Genomic DNA, 17,666 nt, shown 5'->3' with positions numbered 1-17,666 from the left:
GTAATTTAATAGATTCCATACAATCCCATCAGGCGCGGATCGCGCCTCAGAGAGAAGCGATCACCTGATCGGCGATGCGACCATAGGCCTGCGCAACCGGGCTGTCGGTGGCCGCGACGGGCACGCCACCATCACCAGCCAACCGCACTTCCAGGCTCAATGGCAATTCCCCCAAAAAGGGCAATCCCTGCTTATCCGCTTCGCGGCGCACACCGCCATCCCCGAAAATATGCTCTTCATGGCCGCATTGCGGGCAGATGAAGGTCGACATGTTCTCTATCAGCCCCAGGATCGGGGTTTTCAGTGTCTCGAAAGCCCGGAGCGCCTTGCGCGCGTCCAGCAAGGCCACGTCCTGCGGGGTCGAAACCACGATCGCACCGCGCACATCGAATTTCGTGCACAAGGTCAGTTGAATGTCACCGGTGCCGGGCGGCATATCCACCAGCAGCACATCCAGCCGCCCCCATTCCACCTGCGTCAGCAATTGTTGCAAAGCGCCCATCAGCATCGGGCCACGCCAGATAACGGCTTCATCGGCTTTAAGCATAAGCCCGATAGAGATCATGCGCACACCATGCGCTTCGGGCGGCAGAATGCGTTTCCCATCCGGCGAGGCAGGGCGCTTGTCCACGCCCATCATCTTGGGTTGGCTGGGGCCGTAGATATCGGCATCCAGCAAACCAACCCGCAAACCTCTGCGTGCCAAAGCAACAGCCAGATTGGCCGCAACGGTGGATTTGCCCACCCCACCCTTGCCAGACCCGATGGCGATCAAGTTGGTCACGCCGGGCACCGGCTGACGCCCCTCTTGCGGCGTTGGGTGGCGTCCGATTTTCAGGCTGGGCGCGGGCTTGGGCGCTGTGTGCGTGGTCAGGGCCACCGCGACCGATTGCACCCCTGGCACTGCCGCGACCACGCGCTCGGCCTGCGCACGCACGGTTCCGTAGGATTTGGCAACTTCAGCGGATTGGGTTTCAATCACGAAGCGCACCGAATGGCCGTCAATGACCAGCGCGCGAACAAGGTCTCGTGCAACCAGCGTCCCGCCATCTGGTAGGACAACGGTATCGAGGGCGGCAAGGATCGCGTCGCGCGTGGGGTCCATCGGGTGCTCCATTCCAGTTACACCGAATACATGGGCATGGCGCCGGGCGGGGCAAGGGGCAGGATGTGCAAGCCGCGGTCTTTGCGAGAAATGCGCAACGCTGGGGGGCGGACAGCATGGTCGACACGCTGAACCGATTTGAAACATCATATGCACATGTTGTGTCAGCTTTCGGACGCCCCGCGCACATATTCCGGGCAGCCTGCAAATTAACCTAGCGTAACCATGACTCTAGCGCATAGCGGCATTGCAGCATCTTGCATTGTGCGGTCGCAGCATTTGCCTATTTTGATTAGCAACAGGCCAGCCCGGCCACGATGAAACATAAAGGTGCATCAAAATGGCACATATTGCAGAAAATATCGGCACAGGTAGCGTTCGCGTGCCCTTCGGTGGCTTTTTCTTTCGCTTGTCGGAAGCCTTCGCACGTCGCCGTGTGTATAATCGAACCTACGCCGAGCTGAACGCCCTGTCCACGCGAGAGCTGGACGATCTGGGCATCAGCCGGTCGATGATTTCGCGCCTCGCATATGAGGCAGCGTTCGAGAATTGAGTTTCAGGCCCTATCCTCCTCCCGGGGCTTGACTACGGCGGCGACTGTTTCCTCCTCCCTCAGTCGTCGCCAGAACTACCGCGCCGGCCTGTCAAACCGGACTGCGGCACGAAACGACCGCCCTTACCCTCCTCCCGAGGGCGATCGCGAGGCTACCGGCGTCCTCCTCCCTGCCGGGGCTTCTACGACCGGGCCATTGGCCCATGACATTGTGACGGCCCCCTCCTCCTCCCTGGGGTCGTGCAAAATCGGCGACAGTCCCCTCCTCCTCCCTGGGACTGTCGCCTTTTTGCGTTCATGAGGCTGCGTCTGGCTAGAAGTAGCTGCGCACCAGCGCTTCAGAAATCAGCCGCCACCCATCTGCGATCACGAAAAAAGACAGCTTGAACGGCAACGAGACGATCGCGGGCGGCACCATCATCATACCCATCGACATAAGCACTGCCGCTACGACAAGGTCGATAATCAGGAATGGCAGGAAAATCAGGAACCCGATCTGAAAAGCGCGGGCGACTTCGCTTAGCATGAATGACGGCACCAGCACCGATAGCGGGGCATCGGGGCCAAGCGCGCCCACAGGGTCCGGACGCAAGCTGGCAAGGCTCTCGAATGTTTCTGGATCAATCCGCACAGCCATAAATTGGCGAAACGGGTCGGCGGTGCGCAAAAACGCCTCCTCCAGGGCGATATCGCCAGCGTTCAACGGCACGATCCCGTTCTGCCACGCCGCGGCAAAGACCGGTTCCATGACGAAATATGTCAGAAACAGCGCCAGCGACACGATAAGCATGTTCGGAGGCGACTGCATCAGGCCCAAAGCCTGCCGCAAGATCGCCAGCACCGTTACAATGAACGGAAAGCACGTGACCATGACCAGAATACCGGGCGCAAGGCTGAGAAGCGTGAGAAGAACAACCAATTGCGCGCCACGCAACGCCAGCGAGCCATCTTCGCCGAATTGCAGGCTGATATCCTGCGCAAGCGCCGGCGTCGGGGCCGCAAGCCACAGGACGGCACCCAGCCAGATCACACGCCACAGCATCGTCAGAGCATCTCATCAAGATTGGCAAGCTCTGTCAGCCGCACGCCCAGAAAACCGGCCTGATCGCCCTCCATTTCCTGCAATTCGCCGCGTGCGATCAGCCTGTCGCCGATATAAAGCTCGACCGGGTCGTCAATGCGCCGGTCCAGCGGCAAAACTGCATCCCGGTGCAGGCGCATAAGGTCCTTCACCATGGGCCGCGCAAACCCGACAGAGACGGTTATTTCGATCGGGACATGCCCGAGAATTGCATTTGTTGAGCTTGCCGGGTCGGGGCTGGGAAGCGTGGCGTCATCCATTTACGGTATCCTTGGGCTTGAAAGTGTCGCTGAACGTGGCTGTGAGCGTCGCAATCACGTTATCTAGGCTGATCTGCCGTTCCATTTGGTCGATGCGGATCAGAACTTGCGCCTCTGTGAAGCTAGGCTCTTCCAGCAATGCGATATCCAACCCGGGATTGGTCTGAGCCACTGCCATAATTGCGCCCGAACTGCCCGGCGCGCAGAGTATCTCCAGCCGACCGGTGAAGTGACGCGCGGCAAGGGCACGCAATTCTACCTCCAGGTGTTGGCGCAGGGCGACCGGACGCAGTTCGGGCAACAGCGTTGTTACAAGCTGGCGCGCAAGGTCCACGAAGGCGCTTTCCAGGCCATCCCGCGCCTCGTGAAAGCCGAAAGCCACAGCCTGCAAAGCCTCTTCCGATGCGGCCCGGCGCAAGGCGTCCTCGTCACGCATCTGTTCCAAAGCGTCGCTCCAGCCAGCGCCATACCCATCCTCAAAGGCGTGCGCGCGCAGGCTTTCGGCGTCTTGCGGCGTGAGGGGGGCGCCACTTGGCGGTGTTCCCTCAACTTCGAAACATTCAAGCGTCAGCAATGGGCTGCTCATGATGGCTCCTTGCGTTCATCCATCCAGTGGCGCAGCAATTGGGTCGAGTCGTCCTGCCGCTCCTCGATCATGCGGCGCAAGCGCGCAACCGGATCTTCACGGTCATCCAAGACAGAGGACGATTGCCCCAGCCCCCCTTCAAAGCGCTCAAGCCCGTCCTCGGGCATGGCCGGACCATCCAGAGCCAGCCGCCCTGACCCCGGTGCGCCATCATCAGCGCGCGCCGCACGCAAGAGCGGGCGCAAAACGAAAAGGATGAACACGGCAAGCACGACCAGCAGAAACGCCCAGCGCAAAAGGGTCATGGGGTCGAGCGTGGCATTGGCGAACAAACCCGAGCGCGCTTCCGTTCCCAAAGCCGCCATCGGCTCGAAGCGTAAAGACTGCAAAGTGATGACATCGCCACGCGCCTCGTCATAGCCAACGGCAGAGGTGACAAGCGACCTTAACGTCGCCAATTCTTCCGCACTACGGGGCCGCCAGACCTGGGTTCCATCGGGTTGCTGGTCCTCTATACCGTCGATCAGCACCGCGACCGTCATGCGCCGGATGGCGCCCGGCCCCCGCTCTATCTCGCGCAGCGTCTCCGACAGATCGAAATTCGTGCTTTGCCGGGTCAGGGTTTCCGTATTCTCGGCGGCGCCACCTTCGGCCGCGTCGCCATCGGGCAGGTTTGATGCAACCGTCACGCCCTGAGCGCGCGAATCGCGACTGTTCATCTGGGTTTCTTCGCTTTCAGATCGAATAGCGACGCGGGTTTCAGGGTCGATCCGCCGTTCGGTTATGGTCTCGCGGTCCGTGACCATTTCAAGGCTCACCTCGACCACAGACCGGCCTGGGCCCACATGCGCTTCAAGCAACCGCTCAACGCTGCGGCGCAAGTCGCGCGTGCGGTCCGCCGATCCGGCTGCTGGTTGCCCCGCCTCATCCGGCCCAAGAACAAGCCCGTTCGCCCCGTCGATGATCGACACGTCCTGCGGCGTCATTCCTGGCACGGCAGAGGCCACCAGAAACCTTAAAGCGCGCGCTTGTGCTGGCCCCAGCGGGCTGCCGCTGGTGGTAACGGAAACCGACGCCGTGGGCGCGATATCGCGGCGAAACGCCCCGTTCACGCCCTGCGAAATATGCACCCGGGCGCTGCGTAGATGCGGACTGGCCACGATTGTGCGCGCAAGCTCGCCTTCTTTGGCGCGCCAATAGGCGGCATCGAACATTTGCGACGTGGTCCCGAAACCCGTCAGGGAATCGAGCAATTCGTAGCCTGTATGCGAATTGGCAGGCAACCCGGCAGACGCCAGCATAAGCCGCAATTCATCTCGCTGGGGTTCCGGCACATAAATCGCGTCGCCACGCACCTCATAGGCGACATTGCGCGCCTCCAGCGCTTGGATAACCTCGCCAGCCGCGGCCTCCTCCAGGCCTGAATACAGCAAAGCCTTGGCCGGTTGCAGCCCAAGCTGCGCAATAAACAGGATGACGACAAGCGCACCCACGCCAAGCCCCGCCAGAAGGAGCCTGCGTGTGGTGTCGAGTGTTGTCCAGAATGCCTGAACCTGCTGCACGATCATGCTCCCTTCCTGCGGGCCTTCTGCCCGTTCGACACCCTGAAGATCGCTTGCATGACTTAAGATTCGGTTAGTGACCTTGTGTCACAACACAGAAAACCGGAAAGCGAAGCGAGGACACATGTCGCAGACTGCGGAGAACACCGGGAGCGCTGATGAAACTCCCAAGAAAAAGAAAGCTTTACTGCCCATTCTTGTGGGCATGTTGGGCGCCTGTCTTCTGGGCGGCGGGGGGTTTTACATGGTCTATTCGGGGCTGATTCTCAGTGCTGGCAATACGGCAGAAGGATCATCCGTCGCGCCGCAGAATCGCCCCGCGCCCACTTACATGATGATCGAGCAACTGACGCTGTCGCTGGCCACGCCGGGCCCGTCGCAGCATCTGCGCCTGTCGGCGCATATAGAAATTGCAGAGGGGCGGCTTACGGATGCAGAACTCTTTCGACCGCGCTTCTTGTCGGTCATCAACACCTATCTGCGCGCGATAGACCCAAGCGATCTTGAAGACCCGACCGCCTTGCTGCGGCTGCGCGCGCAACTGCTGCGGCGCTTGCAGATGGTCGCGGGGGAAGATCTGGTCAACGATTTTCTCATTACCGAATTCATCTTGAACTAAGGAGTCGCGCATATGGATATCATTGCCGATATTGCGATCGGAACGGGGGCGCTGCTGGCAGCTGCCTATTGCATGTTGTTGTCACGCCGGCTGCGCGCTTTCACCCGGCTCGACGGTGACGTGGGGCGCGCGATCGCCCTTCTCTCAAAGCAGGTCGATCAATTGACGCAGGCGCTATCGGCTGCCGAGGCCAGCTCCAGCACGCGTGAACATGTGCTGCGCGATCAGATTACAGCCGCCGAGCAGGCCGCGCGCCGGCTGGAACTGCTTATGGCGGCTGACCGCTCGCAGCCCGGACCGCCTACCGCAGAGCAAGGCTCTGCCATGCCCCCAAGCGCCGTGTGGTCCGAGCCTTCGATGGATTTTGAACCACTTGAGCGTGCGCGCGCACCCGAGCAGCGCCTGCGCATGACCCGCGCACGCGCCGGAGCACGGACATGACCCGCAGAACAAAACCAAATGGGGCAGGTATGGGGGCCGTGCTTTTCCTGGTCGCCACCTTGTTATTCGCAGCCGGGGCATCGCGTCTGAGCCTTGGGGTGGCGAGCGCCGTTGCCGCAGAAGATACACAGCCTGCGCCGCCGCATGCCACCGCAGAAATGCCCGATGGCGGCGCTCTTTTCGAAGCCTTGCGCGCACGCGAAGCCCGAATTCTAGAACAGGAACACGCACTTGAAGACCGGGCCAAGGCAATTCGCAACGCAGAAGAAAACCTGCGCGCACAACTGGCCGAGTTGCAGGCAGCCGAAAGCCGCCTTGCCGCGACCCTGACCCAGACAGAAAGCGCCGCCGAAAACGACCTGATACGCTTGACGACCGTATTCGAGCACATGAAACCGCCGCAAGCGGCCACGTTGTTTTCCACAATGGAAACCGAATTCGCTGCCGGATTTATCGCCCGGCTAAACCCTCAATTTGCGGGCGAGGTCATGGCGCAACTTGATCCGACGCTTGCCTACGGCATCAGCGCAGTGCTTGCCGGACGCCACGCCCGGACACCGCGCGATTGAGCGCGCCGCGGCAACGTCATTTCACCTGCCTTCAACCGAAATTTAAGGTCCGCTTGCGATACTTCCGATCATAGCGCGACAAGCGCCGCAAATTATTCAAGAGGTTAACGTGTTACCAATCATTGGCATAGTTCTTGTCGTTGGCCTTGTATTCGGCGGCTATCTTGGAGCCGGCGGGTCGATGACCATCATCCTCAAGGCGCTGCCATTCGAAATGGTCATGATTGGCGGTGCAGCACTTGGTGCCTTCGTGCTGGGCAATGACCTTGCAACCATAAAGGGAACGGGGCGCGATATCGCCAAGGTGTTCAAGGGCCCGAAATGGCAGGCTGCCGATTATCGCGATCTTCTATGCCTTCTCTTTCAACTCATCTGGCTGGCGCGCCAGAACCCCGTCGCCGTCGAAGAACATATAGAAGCGCCAGAGACCTCCTCCATTTTCGGGGCATATCCCAAGATTCAGAAAGACCACGATGCGATCGAGCTAATCTGCGACACCATGCGCGCGGCATCCATGAATTATGACGATCCGCACCAAGTGGAAGACGTACTCGACAAACGGTTGGAGGCACGCCGGGAACACGCTCTGCATACCAGCCACGCCGTGCAGATCGTGGCCGACGCATTGCCCGCGCTCGGAATCGTGGCGGCCGTGCTCGGCATTATCAAGACCATGGGATCAATCGACGAACCCCCTGAAGTTCTTGGCAAAATGATCGGCGGGGCGCTGACGGGCACATTCCTTGGTGTTTTTCTAGCCTACGGTTTCGTTGGGCCAATCGCGAGTCGCATGAGCGCCATAGTCGCAGAGGACGACCACTTCTTTCAGCTGATCCGCGAAGTGCTTATTGCAAATATGCATGCGCATCCGGCAAATATTTGCATAGAGGTGGGTCGGCAGAACGCTCCGCACCATTTCCGACCGGAGTTCTCGGCGCTTGAGGACGCTTTGCGTGAGCTCAAGAAAACGGCGGCCTGACGATGCGCCTGCTCATTCTTGCTGCCGGTTTGCTTCTGATGATGCTGGCACCCCGAAGCATCTTGGCGCAGGGTGCCAACACTGTCATGCGCGCCGGCGAACATGCAGATTTCACACGCCTTGTCATGCCATTGCCTGATGGTACGGATTGGCGGCTGGTCGAGGCTGATGGCTATATCGACGTGGTCTTTTCGGATCCGACGCTATCGGTGGACCTGTCGCAGGCTTTTGACCGCATTCCCCGAACCCGCCTTCGCACAATTGAGCCAATCGAGGGAGGCCTTCGACTACAGCTTTCTTGCCCCTGCTCTGCGCGCCGGGTGGATGGGGTTCCGGGCCAACTTGTGCTCGACCTTTGGTCCCCAGAGCCAGAGAACACGCAGGAACAAAGCGATCTGCGTCCTCGGGCACGTCCTGCGCTCGAAAGCACGCGCCAAGTTGCGCAAAATGCCGGGGTAGCGCTCGCCCGCAGCTTGAAAGAGCAAGCCATCCCGGAACCCGAAGATGCCTTGGCGTTACACACGCGCCTTATGCCCGCGGCGCCGTCGATATCCACAACTGGCAAGCCGGGTCCAGTTGTTGAAACCACCACCGACGATGTGACGCGGAAGCTTGGCGTCGCGATTTCCAGTGCCGTCGCTGGCAACCTGCTCAGGCCGGACCCTAATTTCGAACAAACGCCAACCTCCGAACAGCTTGCAGTTCCGGCAAAAATCGCGCGGCACTTTCAATCGCAAGACGACCGACGCGAAGCACCGAACAGCCTCTCGGATCAGCTATGCCAGACCGCAGTATCTGCACAGGTTGCCGATTGGTCAGTCCCGCCGCCACTCGGTGCACCAGGACAGAACTGGCAAGCACTTTACGACCCGCTTGACAGGATCAACGAAGATGCGGTGACAACCCTTGTCACCGAATTCTTGCGCAGTGGTTTCGGCGTAGAAGCGCGGAGTTTGCTCGGACTGTTACCCGACGGAGAACAGGTGAAGGCGTTGCACAACCTGACCTATGTGATCGACCTTGAGTCGCCCCCAAATCCTGACATTCTGTCGGCATATGCAGAATGTTCCGACTTCGACATGCTATGGGCCTTTCTGAGCGACCCTGCTGCAAGCCTGACACACCCCAACGCGCAAAACCGCGTGGTCCGCGCGACGCAAGGTCTGTCGGAAACGTTGCGGCACCATCTTGGCGGCGCGGTTATCAACCAACTCTTGCGGCATGATGCCGCAGAGGCTGCCAATCTTGTGCAAGCGGTCCTTGCTCGTTCGGCGCCGTCATCACGGACCAGCGTCACACCAGACGTGCTGCTTGCAAAGCCCGAGCCTCTGTCTGGACTGGCCGCTCGCGACCTGATCGACTTGGCCGACTCCGACCTTCTTCTGGTTTTGGAAAATGCTCAACGCCGTGACCTTACATTGGCGCCAGACCTGCTGTCGCTTGCCATCGACAGGCAATTTGCACTGCGCCGGAGCGATATCGGGCGCCAGTTTGCACATGTGACGGCTCGCCTGCTCGCCCGCGCGCAGGAATTTGACGCCGCTTTTCGCATCGCGAACTCTGCCGAAACAGGTCTGACGCAGGCCGCACGAACAAAACTGCTGTCAGATCTGTTCGATACGCTTGCGCAGACCGCCACCGACTCGACCTTCGTGACGGTGGTTTTTGCCCAAGCCCCGTGGGAATTATCGGCACTTTCAGAACCCACTTTGACCGCCTTGCGCACAAGACTGGAGGCGCTTGGCTTTGCGGACGCGGCGCACCGCTTGGACGCAGCACTCGCTCAAGCCACATCTTCGGCGCAAATGCCCGAGCCAGCCCTTGACGAAACCGCCCCCGTCGCCATGCCGGGCACTGGGGCAGAACTTGCAGGCCTATCGCCGCCCGCGCAATCAAGCGGATTGGTCGCCACCGATCCCGACTTAACTCCGGTCGGTCCCCTGGCTGATACTGTTCCATCTATGCCCGTCACGCCCAACACAGGGGCAGACGCATCGGGCGACGGAAACGGTCCCATGATCGCGGCGGCGGAAGAGCCCCGGCAGCCTGCCGGACTTCTCTCGCAGGGGCGACAAGCGCTCGAACGCTCGGCAGAACTGCGCGAACGCTTGCAATCGCTGATGGCTGATCCGGACGGGGCGTTAACGCAATGAGATTTGTCCGTGAAGCTCTCGGAGCGTTCCTAAACGAATTGCTCGCGGATCAGGCGCTCTTCCAACCCATGTCCGGGATCGAACAGAAGCTTGTGGACGATATCGGCGCGCGAAATGATGTCCACCGCGACAATATTTCGCACCGACCGACTGTCGGCATCCGCCATAACCGGTCGTTTGTCCGGTTCCACGACCTCGAAACGCACTCTGGACGATGTCGGCAACAAGGCTCCACGCCAACGGCGGGGGCGAAACGCCGCGACTGGCGTGAGCGCCAGAACATCAGCTCCGACCGGCAGAATTGGGCCATGTGCAGAATAATTATAGGCGGTAGACCCGGCTGGCGTGCTGAGCATTGCGCCATCGCAAATCAATTCGGGAAGGCGTTCACGCCCATCCACCAGAATGCGCAGTTTCGCAGCCTGAGCGCCCTGTCGCAACAAAGAGACTTCGTTGATCGCAAGCGCCTGCGCCACGGTGCCATCGACGCGCTCGGCCCGCATGTCCAGCGGGTTGAGAGGCGCCATCTCTGCCGCGGCCAACCTTTCCTGCAAACCATCGACCGCAAAAGCATTCATCAAAAAGCCGACCGTGCCGCGGTTCATGCCATAGACCGGCAGGTCGATATGCTGGGTCGCGTGCAAGGTTTGCAGCATGAACCCATCCCCGCCCAGCGCAACGATGACATCCGCTTGCTCAAGCGGAACGCTCCCATAGCGCGCCGACAAGTCTGCCAGTGCGGCCTGAGGGGCTGCCACCGAGCTGGCGACAAAGGCAATCTTGCGGGTCATGTCCTGCGCTCCCTGTCTGCGCGTTCCGGCTGTTTTGACCTGTATCAGGCCGGTTTGGCAAGCGTTTGCAAGATCGCGCCGCGCCTATCTTGGAAGGGCCCACGTCGCGCTTACGGCCAAATACGGCGCAAACAAGCCTTTCACTACTGCCTTCCATGCTCTAGATGAACGGCACCCAACCCCTTTGCCGGAGGCCGCAATGGACATCACCACCCGCGATACAGGTTTTTTCACTGAAACGCTGGACACCCGCGACGCAGAACTGTTCGCGGCCATGCAGCAAGAGCTGGGACGCCAGCGCGACGAGATCGAGTTGATCGCTTCGGAGAATATCGTCTCCGCAGCCGTGATGCAGGCGCAGGGGTCGGTGCTGACCAACAAATATGCCGAAGGGTATCCCGGTCGCCGCTATTATGGCGGATGCCAATATGTGGATATTGCGGAAAACCTTGCGATCGAGCGCGCCTGCAAACTGTTCGACTGCGATTTCGCAAATGTGCAGCCCAATTCGGGCAGTCAGGCCAACCAAGGCGTGTTTACCGCGCTGCTGAAACCGGGCGACACCATTCTGGGCATGAGCCTGGACGCGGGTGGCCACCTGACCCACGGTGCCAGACCCAACCAGTCGGGCAAATGGTTCAACGCTGTGCAATACGGTGTGCGCGAAGGCGATTATGCCATCGATTACGACCAGATACAGGCGTTGGCGACAGAACATCAGCCAAAAATGCTGATCGCCGGTGGCTCTGCCATTCCGCGCATCATCGACCTTGCCCGGATGCGCGAGATCGCGGATAGCGTCGGCGCTTACCTGCTGGTGGATATGGCACATTTCGCCGGGCTTGTGGCGGCGGGACTTTACCCCAACCCCTTCCCCCATGCGCATGTTGCCACCACGACCACGCATAAAACCCTGCGCGGGCCGCGCGGCGGCATGATCCTGACCAATGACGAGGCACTTGCGAAGAAGTTCAATTCTGCCATTTTCCCCGGCATTCAGGGCGGTCCGCTGATGCATGTGATAGCCGCCAAGGCCGTGGCCTTCGGAGAAGCGCTGCGCCCCGGCTTCCGCGACTACCAAAAGCACGTCATTGCCAATGCGCAGGCCATGGCCGCCCAATTGGAAAAGGGTGGCTTGGCGACTGTCACCGGCGGCACCGACACGCATCTGCTGCTGGTTGACCTGCGGCCCAAGGGCGTGAAGGGCAATGCGACCGAAAAAGCGCTCGGCCGCGCGCATATTACCTGCAACAAGAACGGTATCCCGTTCGACACCGAGAGCCCAATGGTCACTAGCGGCATCCGTCTTGGCACACCGGCAGGCACCACGCGCGGTTTTGGCGAGGCGGAATTCCGGCAGATCGCGGATTGGATTGTCGCGGTCGTTGATGGATTGGCTGCCAATGGCGAAGAGGGCAATGCCGAGGTTGAGGCCCGCGTGAAGGCCGAGGTCGCCGATCTGTGCGCCCGGTTCCCGATTTACCCGCAGCTTTGATGCAGCTTGCGCAGGACAGTTACGGCGCGGCAGGGGCGGCTCCGCCCCTGCTGATCGTGCATGGCCTGTTCGGTTCGGCCCGCAATTGGGGCGCGCTTGCCAAACGCCTGTCGAATGACCGGCAAGTGATCGCGGTGGATATGCGGAACCATGGGTCCAGCCCATGGGCCGAAGGCCATGACTACCCCGCGATGGCTGCCGATCTGGCAAACGTGGTCGGCGCACAAGGCGCGCCGATGGATGTGCTGGGCCATTCCATGGGTGGCAAGGCCGCCATGATGCTGGCACTTGCCCGGCCCGATCTGGTCAACCGCTTGCTGGTCGCGGATATTGCACCGGTTGCCTATACACATAGCCAAAGCCACCTTATTGCAGCGATGTCGCGGCTTGATCCGGCGTCGTTCAGCGCGCGCTCTGATGCCGATGCAGCACTCGCCGAAAATGTAACAGATCCCGGCGTGCGGGCCTTTTTGCTTCAATCGCTTGACCTTCGGTCAACTCCACCGCGCTGGCGGTTGAATCTGGACGTGCTTGATCGCGAAATGGACAAGATCACGGCTTGGCCCGGTTCAGTGCAGGGCGAGTTCAACCGCCCTACCCTGTTTCTGAGCGGTGCCAAATCGGATTACGTTCTGCCCGAGCATCGGCCCGCAATTAAAGCTCTGTTTCCGAATGCAAAATTTGCCAAAATTCCGAATGCAGGCCATTGGCTGCATGCAGAAGAGCCGCGCGCCTTCGAGCAGACGGCGCGCGCTTGGTTCGACTAGGGCTTGGCCGTTTCATTCGCCAAGATCATTTTGGCGATAACCCAACTGGCTACAATCCCGACAACCCCACCAGCAGCAGCCCACGCCAAGATCGGGTTGAGCGTGTCTTGCCCGATCACCAGCGCGACCACCACGCCGATCCCGGCACAGGTTGCCCCGGCAATGCTGAAGATAAGCGGAAATAGGCGAAACATGACAACACTCCTCGGTTTATGAAACTCAAGAAGATCATATTGGCGGGCCACCAACTCGTCATTGATCTGGCGCAAAGCAGGTCGAAAGCCGGGCGCGCAGCACTCCGATATCCCCTTCGACAGAGTTTTCCCGCAAATCACACCCCGTGGCATCCTGCATGGCCTGCATCAATACGCCCCGCAATTGTGCCTTATCCGCACGCCGCGCCATTCCGTGGCGAATCGCCTCGACACGGTCGCCGGCACGCCAGACGGTAATATCATAGCCCGCGCGTTGCAGCCGTATTGGTTCAGCCTGCCCAAGGAGCGGGGACGGGCTGTCGCAGGCGGCCAGAACAATTAGGAGCGGGACGATATATCGCATCCCACCTATGTGGCTGCGAATCGGTTAACAGGGCGTTAATTGCCCGCAGGTATTTGCGCTCAACGCGGACAGGCCATCGGATCGGCGAGGCATTGCGCTGTCATTGCTCGGGCCGCCGTTTCCGACTCTGAGGGCATCACATCAAGCAATGCAGTTGCAAGCGTTGCGGCCTGAACAAAGCCTTGTTCCTGCGCGACCAAGGACCAAGCGAGTGCTGCGCGAAAACTCTCTGGCCCGCCCTGCCCGCGTGCGTGCATCAGCGCCAGATTATAGCTGGCCGCGCCGAAGCCAGAGGCGCCGGCACGCGCATACCAGTCGCGCGCCGCAGCCGGGTCAGTCGCGGCAAGCCCCCGCGCATGGTTGAACTGCGCTTCCACATGACCGGCTTCGGCAGCCTGCGCGAACCACCTTGTTGCTTCGGGCGCCCCTGCTTCGGCCAAAAGCGCGCCCAAAGCGAATTGCGCGGGCACATACCCCGCTTCCGCCGCCTGCCGAAACCAGCGCCCCGCCTGCCCGCGTGCGCTGTCGCCCAGAAGCCCCCGATCATGCAGGACGCCAACACTATGAGCTGCGCCCGCATCACCTTGCTCTGCCGCCGCCACATACCAGCGGGCCGCGCCGTTCCAATCTTGCTGGTCCGCCAAAAGCCCGGCAAGCGCGGTCTGCGCAGGCAAATGCCCCGCCTCTGCGGCTGCGGTGAACCAACGGATCGCATCTGTCCCGTCACGCAGGGCCAGCACACCAAGGTTATGTTGCGCCAGAACATCGCCGCGCTCGGCCAAGGGTTGCCAGATGGCGCGCGCTTGAACCGCATCACCCGCTTCCAGTGCGGCCAGACCGTCGGCGGCACGCAATTGCGCCTGCGCCGGGCCGCAAGCCAGACAGAACACTCCGATAATCCACGCAAAGCGCATGATCGCCCTCTTAAATTTTGCCACGCTATAGGGCGCGCGCCTGCCGGTGTCACGTCTTTGTAACAGGTTGCGCGTGAGGGTTGTGCCGCTTATTTCAGGCGCGGAAAGGAATGCCCATGAATGCAGCAGAAATTACCGGATTGTTCACACGCGCGGACGGACAATTCCTGTGCGCGCGTTGGGGCCGCCCCATCGTGCCCGTGGTGTTCGGCGTGGAAGATGCAACGCTGCAAACGGTGAAAGGCGCGATAGAGGCAGTTGTGACCCTTGCCAACCACAGAATGGCAGAGACAGACCCAGAATTGGGCGCAAACCTGATGGTATTCTTTTTCCGCGATTGGGAGGAACTGCTGGAGGTGCCCAATCTAGACCGGCTGGTCGAGGGGTTGAAACCATTGGTTGCGCGGCTGCAAGCGGCGGGGGCCAACCAATACCGCGTGTTTCGCTTTGACGAGGCCAACGCGATCCGCGCGGCCTTCGTATTCATTCGGATGGATGACGCGCTGTCGGATGTGCCCGCCGAAACCTTGGCGCTGAGCCAAGCCGTGCAGGTGATCTTGCTGTGGTCCGACATGGCCTTCACCGACCGATCGGCTTTGGCCACGGCGAATGGCACAACCATTTTGCGCCCAGAAATCGGAGCACTGATCCGCGCGGCTTACGCGCCGGTGCTACCCGCCGTCGCCACAGACCCCGCCCATGCGCTGCGGTTGGCAGCACGGATGGGGGATATTCAGTAAGTTCAGTCGCGCGGCATCACGGCGATCTCTAACACGCTGGCACGCTCAGGCTGGGTCAAGGCGAACATCACAGCTTCGGCAATATCCTCTGGCTTCAGTTTGTCGGGCTTGGGTTCCTCGAAGAATGGCGTGTCTACCATGCCCGGTGCGATCAGCGTGCAACGCCCGCCCCATTCACGCATTTCTTGCGCCATGTTGCCCGCATAGCCGTGTACAAACCATTTGCTGGCGCCGTAAATGGACCCCGGCAAATGCACTTTCCCGGCCATTGACCCCGTTAACAGAAGGTGGCCTTTCGTCTTGCGCAATTCGGGCAATGCCGCGCGCGCGGTGTAGAGCAGCGCCATGATATTCAGGTCAATCATCGCGCGCCATTCGTCCGGATCACCCGCTTCGGTGCCGGGCACATCCAGACCAACCCCGGCATTCGCGAACACCGCATCCAGCCTGCCAAATTGTTCCACCGTCCGGGCGACGACATCTTCTTGCGCCAACAGATGCGTGGCGTCCCCCACAACCGCCAGCGCGGCGTCACCAAGCTCTGCTTGCAACGCGTCCAGCTTGCCCGCGCTGCGCGCGAACAGGGTCACGTTCCAGCCAGCAGAAACGGCAGCGCGGGCCGTAGCCGCACCAATCCCACTGGATGCGCCGGTGATAAGCAGGGTCTTGCGGTCAGACATGATTTGCCTCCATTTGGGTGGATCAGCCTTTCACATATGCAGCCTCTATCCGCTCACAACCCCTTGCTTGGCCATGCGCTTGGGGTTACGCGGCGTTGCAGCCCAGACCTTAGGCCCGCCATGACCCACACCCTGCAAATCCGCGTTTACTATGAGGATACCGACCTGGCCGGGATCGTCTATTACGCCAATTACCTGAAATTCATCGAGCGGGGGCGCTCGGAATGGGTGCGCGAAATGGGGGTGGACCAAGCGCGGCTGAAGGCGACAGGCGGTGGCGTATTTGCCGTGCGCCGGGTGGTCGCGGATTACCGCGCGCCTGCCGTCTTTGACGACCTGCTGGATGTGCAGACCCGCTACCTTCGCCATTCTGGCGCGCGGCTGGTGTTGCAGCAGGCTGTGTTGCGCGGCGACAAGCTGCTGTTCGAGGCCGAGGTCACACTCGTCTGCATCAATCATGCGGGCCGCCCGATCCCCCTGCCCGACAGCCTGACGGTGCATTTCGGTAAAAATCCGCCGGAAAGGTCCTGAATAAACCCATGGTATAACGCCATCGTGTTGGTAGACCGCTTGTCTTGCTGTATGGTCTGGCGCAAAGCCGCCGTCAGATGCGGCCCCCAAACCCGAGCAGGACCATGGACCCGACCACACTAACCGCCGCGCAGGATATTGATTTCTCGCTGCTTGCGCTTTTCGCCCGCGCCACGCTGACCGTGAAGCTGGTGATGATCTCTCTGATCGTCGCGTCCTTCTGGTCTTGGGCGATCATCATCCAGAAACACATACGCTACCGGCAGGCACGGGCCGAGGCAGAGGCGTTCGATGCGGCCTTTTGGTCGGGCGAACCGCTGGACCAGTTATTCGACCAGATCGGGCCGAACCCGGCCAGCCCACCGGAACGTGTGTTCGCCGCGGGTATGGCCGAATGGCGGCGGTCGCACCGCTCTGACGGGGCGCTTATTCCCGGTGCGGTGGCGCGGATTGACCGGTCCATGGACGTGGCCATCGCGCGCGAAGGGCGCGATCTGACGCGCGGCTTGACGTTTCTGGCATCTGTCGGGTCGGCCAGCCCGTTCATCGGCCTGTTCGGCACGGTCTGGGGGATCAAATACGCGTTCGAGGAAATTGCGCTCGCGCAATCCACCAACCTCGCTGTCGTCGCCCCCGGCATTGCCGAGGCACTGCTGGCCACGGGGCTGGGGCTTTTGGCTGCGATCCCCGCGACGATCTTTTACAACAAGCTAAGCGATGACAGCGACGAGATCCTGTCAGGATACGAAGCCTTCGCAGACGAGTTCAACACCATCCTGTCGCGCCAGTTGGACGCTGCCTGACCATGGGTGCGCAGGTTATGGGAAAATCCAAAGGCGGGGGGCGGCGCGGGCGGCGCGCACGCACGGGCCGGATGTCGGAAATCAACGTCACGCCGTTTGTCGATGTCATGCTTGTGCTGTTGATTATCTTCATGGTCGCAGCCCCAATGCTGACCGTGGGTGTCCCGGTCGAACTGCCGCGCACCTCGGCGGGCGCGCTGCCGGCCGAGCAGGAAGAACCCTTGTCCATCACCCTGACCGCCGAGGGGCAAGTGTTGTTGATGAGCACGGAAATCGGGCAGGATGACCTGATTACCCGCCTGCGCGCCATTGCCGAACAACGCACGAACCGCAAAGTGTTTTTGCGCGCTGACGGGTCCATCCCGTATGAGCGGGTGGTGCAAATTATGGGCGCGCTGAATGCAGGTGGGTTCAACGATATCGGGCTGGTCACGGAACAGGGTGGCCCGCGATTCGACGGCCAAGGCAACTAGGGGCCA

Annotated in this window: 22 protein-coding genes; 12 read left to right on the top strand and 10 right to left on the bottom strand. The window is 60.9% G+C overall.

Annotated elements, in window-relative coordinates; all coding sequences use genetic code 11:
- Positions 1–46: 46 nt before the first annotated feature.
- Positions 47–1,105 carry an Mrp/NBP35 family ATP-binding protein gene (locus tag M3N55_RS09070; protein ID WP_249058210.1) on the bottom strand — a complete coding sequence of 353 codons (1,059 nt, stop codon included), beginning with the start codon at positions 1,103–1,105 and terminating at the stop codon, positions 47–49.
- A gap of 340 nt (positions 1,106–1,445) precedes the next feature.
- Here M3N55_RS09070 and M3N55_RS09065 point away from each other — a divergent pair, with 340 nt between their 5' ends.
- On the top strand, positions 1,446–1,658 hold the full coding sequence (locus tag M3N55_RS09065; RefSeq protein WP_249058209.1) for a DUF1127 domain-containing protein: 213 nt from the start codon (positions 1,446–1,448) through the stop codon (positions 1,656–1,658).
- A gap of 313 nt (positions 1,659–1,971) precedes the next feature.
- On the opposite strand, the gene fliP is transcribed toward M3N55_RS09065, so the two are convergent.
- Genes fliP through fliF form a run of 4 tightly spaced genes read right to left on the bottom strand, consistent with a single transcriptional unit; the run spans position 1,972 to position 5,153 of the window.
- Positions 1,972–2,700, bottom strand: coding sequence for a flagellar type III secretion system pore protein FliP (gene fliP / locus M3N55_RS09060; RefSeq protein ID WP_249058208.1), 729 nt, complete (start codon positions 2,698–2,700; stop codon positions 1,972–1,974).
- A 2-nt stretch (positions 2,701–2,702) separates the two neighbouring features.
- The gene (locus tag M3N55_RS09055; RefSeq protein ID WP_249058207.1) at positions 2,703–2,999 is read right to left on the bottom strand and encodes a FliM/FliN family flagellar motor switch protein; all 297 of its coding nucleotides are present in this window, start codon (positions 2,997–2,999) and stop codon (positions 2,703–2,705) included.
- A complete protein-coding gene (locus tag M3N55_RS09050) occupies positions 2,992–3,585 on the bottom strand; it encodes a FliH/SctL family protein (protein WP_249058206.1) in 594 nt (197 codons plus the stop codon). The genes M3N55_RS09055 and M3N55_RS09050 overlap by 8 nt, the downstream gene beginning before the upstream one ends.
- Positions 3,582–5,153 carry a flagellar basal-body MS-ring/collar protein FliF gene (gene fliF / locus M3N55_RS09045; RefSeq protein ID WP_249058205.1) on the bottom strand — a complete coding sequence of 524 codons (1,572 nt, stop codon included), beginning with the start codon at positions 5,151–5,153 and terminating at the stop codon, positions 3,582–3,584. Before fliF ends, M3N55_RS09050 begins: the two co-directional genes overlap by 4 nt.
- 118 nt (positions 5,154–5,271) lie before the next feature.
- Between fliF and M3N55_RS09040 the strand changes: the two genes are divergently transcribed.
- From M3N55_RS09040 to M3N55_RS09020, 5 genes are all read left to right on the top strand, one after another.
- Positions 5,272–5,766, top strand: a complete 495-nt coding sequence (locus M3N55_RS09040) for a flagellar basal body-associated FliL family protein (protein WP_249058204.1) — start codon at positions 5,272–5,274, stop codon at positions 5,764–5,766.
- A 12-nt stretch (positions 5,767–5,778) separates the two neighbouring features.
- Positions 5,779–6,207 (top strand): hypothetical protein, encoded by a 429-nt coding sequence (locus tag M3N55_RS09035; protein WP_249058203.1) that lies wholly within the window; start codon positions 5,779–5,781, stop codon positions 6,205–6,207.
- Complete coding sequence (locus M3N55_RS09030) at positions 6,204–6,776, top strand: MotE family protein (protein ID WP_249058202.1); 573 nt, start codon at positions 6,204–6,206, stop codon at positions 6,774–6,776. Before M3N55_RS09035 ends, M3N55_RS09030 begins: the two co-directional genes overlap by 4 nt.
- Positions 6,777–6,885: 109 nt before the next feature.
- The gene (gene motA, locus M3N55_RS09025) at positions 6,886–7,755 is read left to right on the top strand and encodes a flagellar motor stator protein MotA (protein ID WP_249058201.1); all 870 of its coding nucleotides are present in this window, start codon (positions 6,886–6,888) and stop codon (positions 7,753–7,755) included.
- Between the two features lie 2 nt (positions 7,756–7,757).
- A complete protein-coding gene (locus tag M3N55_RS09020; RefSeq protein WP_249058200.1) occupies positions 7,758–9,908 on the top strand; it encodes a hypothetical protein in 2,151 nt (716 codons plus the stop codon).
- 29 nt (positions 9,909–9,937) lie between these two features.
- Here the strand turns inward: M3N55_RS09020 and M3N55_RS09015 are convergent, their stop codons facing one another.
- On the bottom strand, positions 9,938–10,699 hold the full coding sequence (locus M3N55_RS09015; protein ID WP_249058199.1) for an NAD kinase: 762 nt from the start codon (positions 10,697–10,699) through the stop codon (positions 9,938–9,940).
- 199 nt (positions 10,700–10,898) lie between these two features.
- On the opposite strand from M3N55_RS09015, the gene glyA reads away from it, so the two are divergent.
- Together glyA and M3N55_RS09005 are read left to right on the top strand one after the other, a co-directional pair.
- Positions 10,899–12,194, top strand: a complete 1,296-nt coding sequence (gene glyA / locus M3N55_RS09010; protein ID WP_249058198.1) for a serine hydroxymethyltransferase — start codon at positions 10,899–10,901, stop codon at positions 12,192–12,194.
- Positions 12,194–12,961 carry an alpha/beta fold hydrolase gene (locus M3N55_RS09005; protein WP_249058197.1) on the top strand — a complete coding sequence of 256 codons (768 nt, stop codon included), beginning with the start codon at positions 12,194–12,196 and terminating at the stop codon, positions 12,959–12,961. Before glyA ends, M3N55_RS09005 begins: the two co-directional genes overlap by 1 nt.
- On the opposite strand, the gene M3N55_RS09000 is transcribed toward M3N55_RS09005, so the two are convergent.
- Genes M3N55_RS09000 through M3N55_RS08990 form a run of 3 tightly spaced genes read right to left on the bottom strand, consistent with a single transcriptional unit; the run spans position 12,958 to position 14,433 of the window.
- On the bottom strand, positions 12,958–13,155 hold the full coding sequence (locus M3N55_RS09000; protein ID WP_249058196.1) for a CTP synthetase: 198 nt from the start codon (positions 13,153–13,155) through the stop codon (positions 12,958–12,960). The two genes, M3N55_RS09005 and M3N55_RS09000, sit on opposite strands and share 4 nt — an antisense overlap.
- A gap of 58 nt (positions 13,156–13,213) precedes the next feature.
- A complete protein-coding gene (locus tag M3N55_RS08995) occupies positions 13,214–13,519 on the bottom strand; it encodes a hypothetical protein (protein WP_249058195.1) in 306 nt (101 codons plus the stop codon).
- A gap of 59 nt (positions 13,520–13,578) precedes the next feature.
- Positions 13,579–14,433: a tetratricopeptide repeat protein gene (locus M3N55_RS08990; RefSeq protein WP_249058194.1), complete on the bottom strand. Its 855-nt coding sequence runs from the start codon at positions 14,431–14,433 to the stop codon at positions 13,579–13,581.
- A gap of 116 nt (positions 14,434–14,549) precedes the next feature.
- On the opposite strand from M3N55_RS08990, the gene M3N55_RS08985 reads away from it, so the two are divergent.
- Entirely contained in the window at positions 14,550–15,173 is a 624-nt protein-coding gene (locus M3N55_RS08985; RefSeq protein WP_249058193.1) for a hypothetical protein, read from the top strand.
- Positions 15,174–15,175: 2 nt separating this feature from the next.
- Here the strand turns inward: M3N55_RS08985 and M3N55_RS08980 are convergent, their stop codons facing one another.
- Positions 15,176–15,853, bottom strand: coding sequence for an SDR family oxidoreductase (locus tag M3N55_RS08980; protein ID WP_249058192.1), 678 nt, complete (start codon positions 15,851–15,853; stop codon positions 15,176–15,178).
- 120 nt (positions 15,854–15,973) lie between these two features.
- On the opposite strand from M3N55_RS08980, the gene ybgC reads away from it, so the two are divergent.
- From ybgC to tolR, 3 genes are all read left to right on the top strand, one after another.
- Complete coding sequence (gene ybgC / locus M3N55_RS08975) at positions 15,974–16,384, top strand: tol-pal system-associated acyl-CoA thioesterase (RefSeq protein WP_249058191.1); 411 nt, start codon at positions 15,974–15,976, stop codon at positions 16,382–16,384.
- 104 nt (positions 16,385–16,488) lie between these two features.
- On the top strand, positions 16,489–17,187 hold the full coding sequence (tolQ, locus tag M3N55_RS08970) for a protein TolQ (RefSeq protein ID WP_249058190.1): 699 nt from the start codon (positions 16,489–16,491) through the stop codon (positions 17,185–17,187).
- A gap of 2 nt (positions 17,188–17,189) precedes the next feature.
- Positions 17,190–17,660 (top strand): protein TolR, encoded by a 471-nt coding sequence (gene tolR, locus M3N55_RS08965; RefSeq protein WP_249058189.1) that lies wholly within the window; start codon positions 17,190–17,192, stop codon positions 17,658–17,660.
- Positions 17,661–17,666: the final 6 nt, after the last annotated feature.

The sequence above is a fragment of the Roseinatronobacter domitianus genome, from assembly GCF_023336755.1.
Lineage (GTDB): Bacteria > Pseudomonadota > Alphaproteobacteria > Rhodobacterales > Rhodobacteraceae > Roseinatronobacter > Roseinatronobacter domitianus.
Note: the sequence above shows the minus strand (reverse complement) of the source record. Positions and strands in the feature narration are given on the sequence as shown.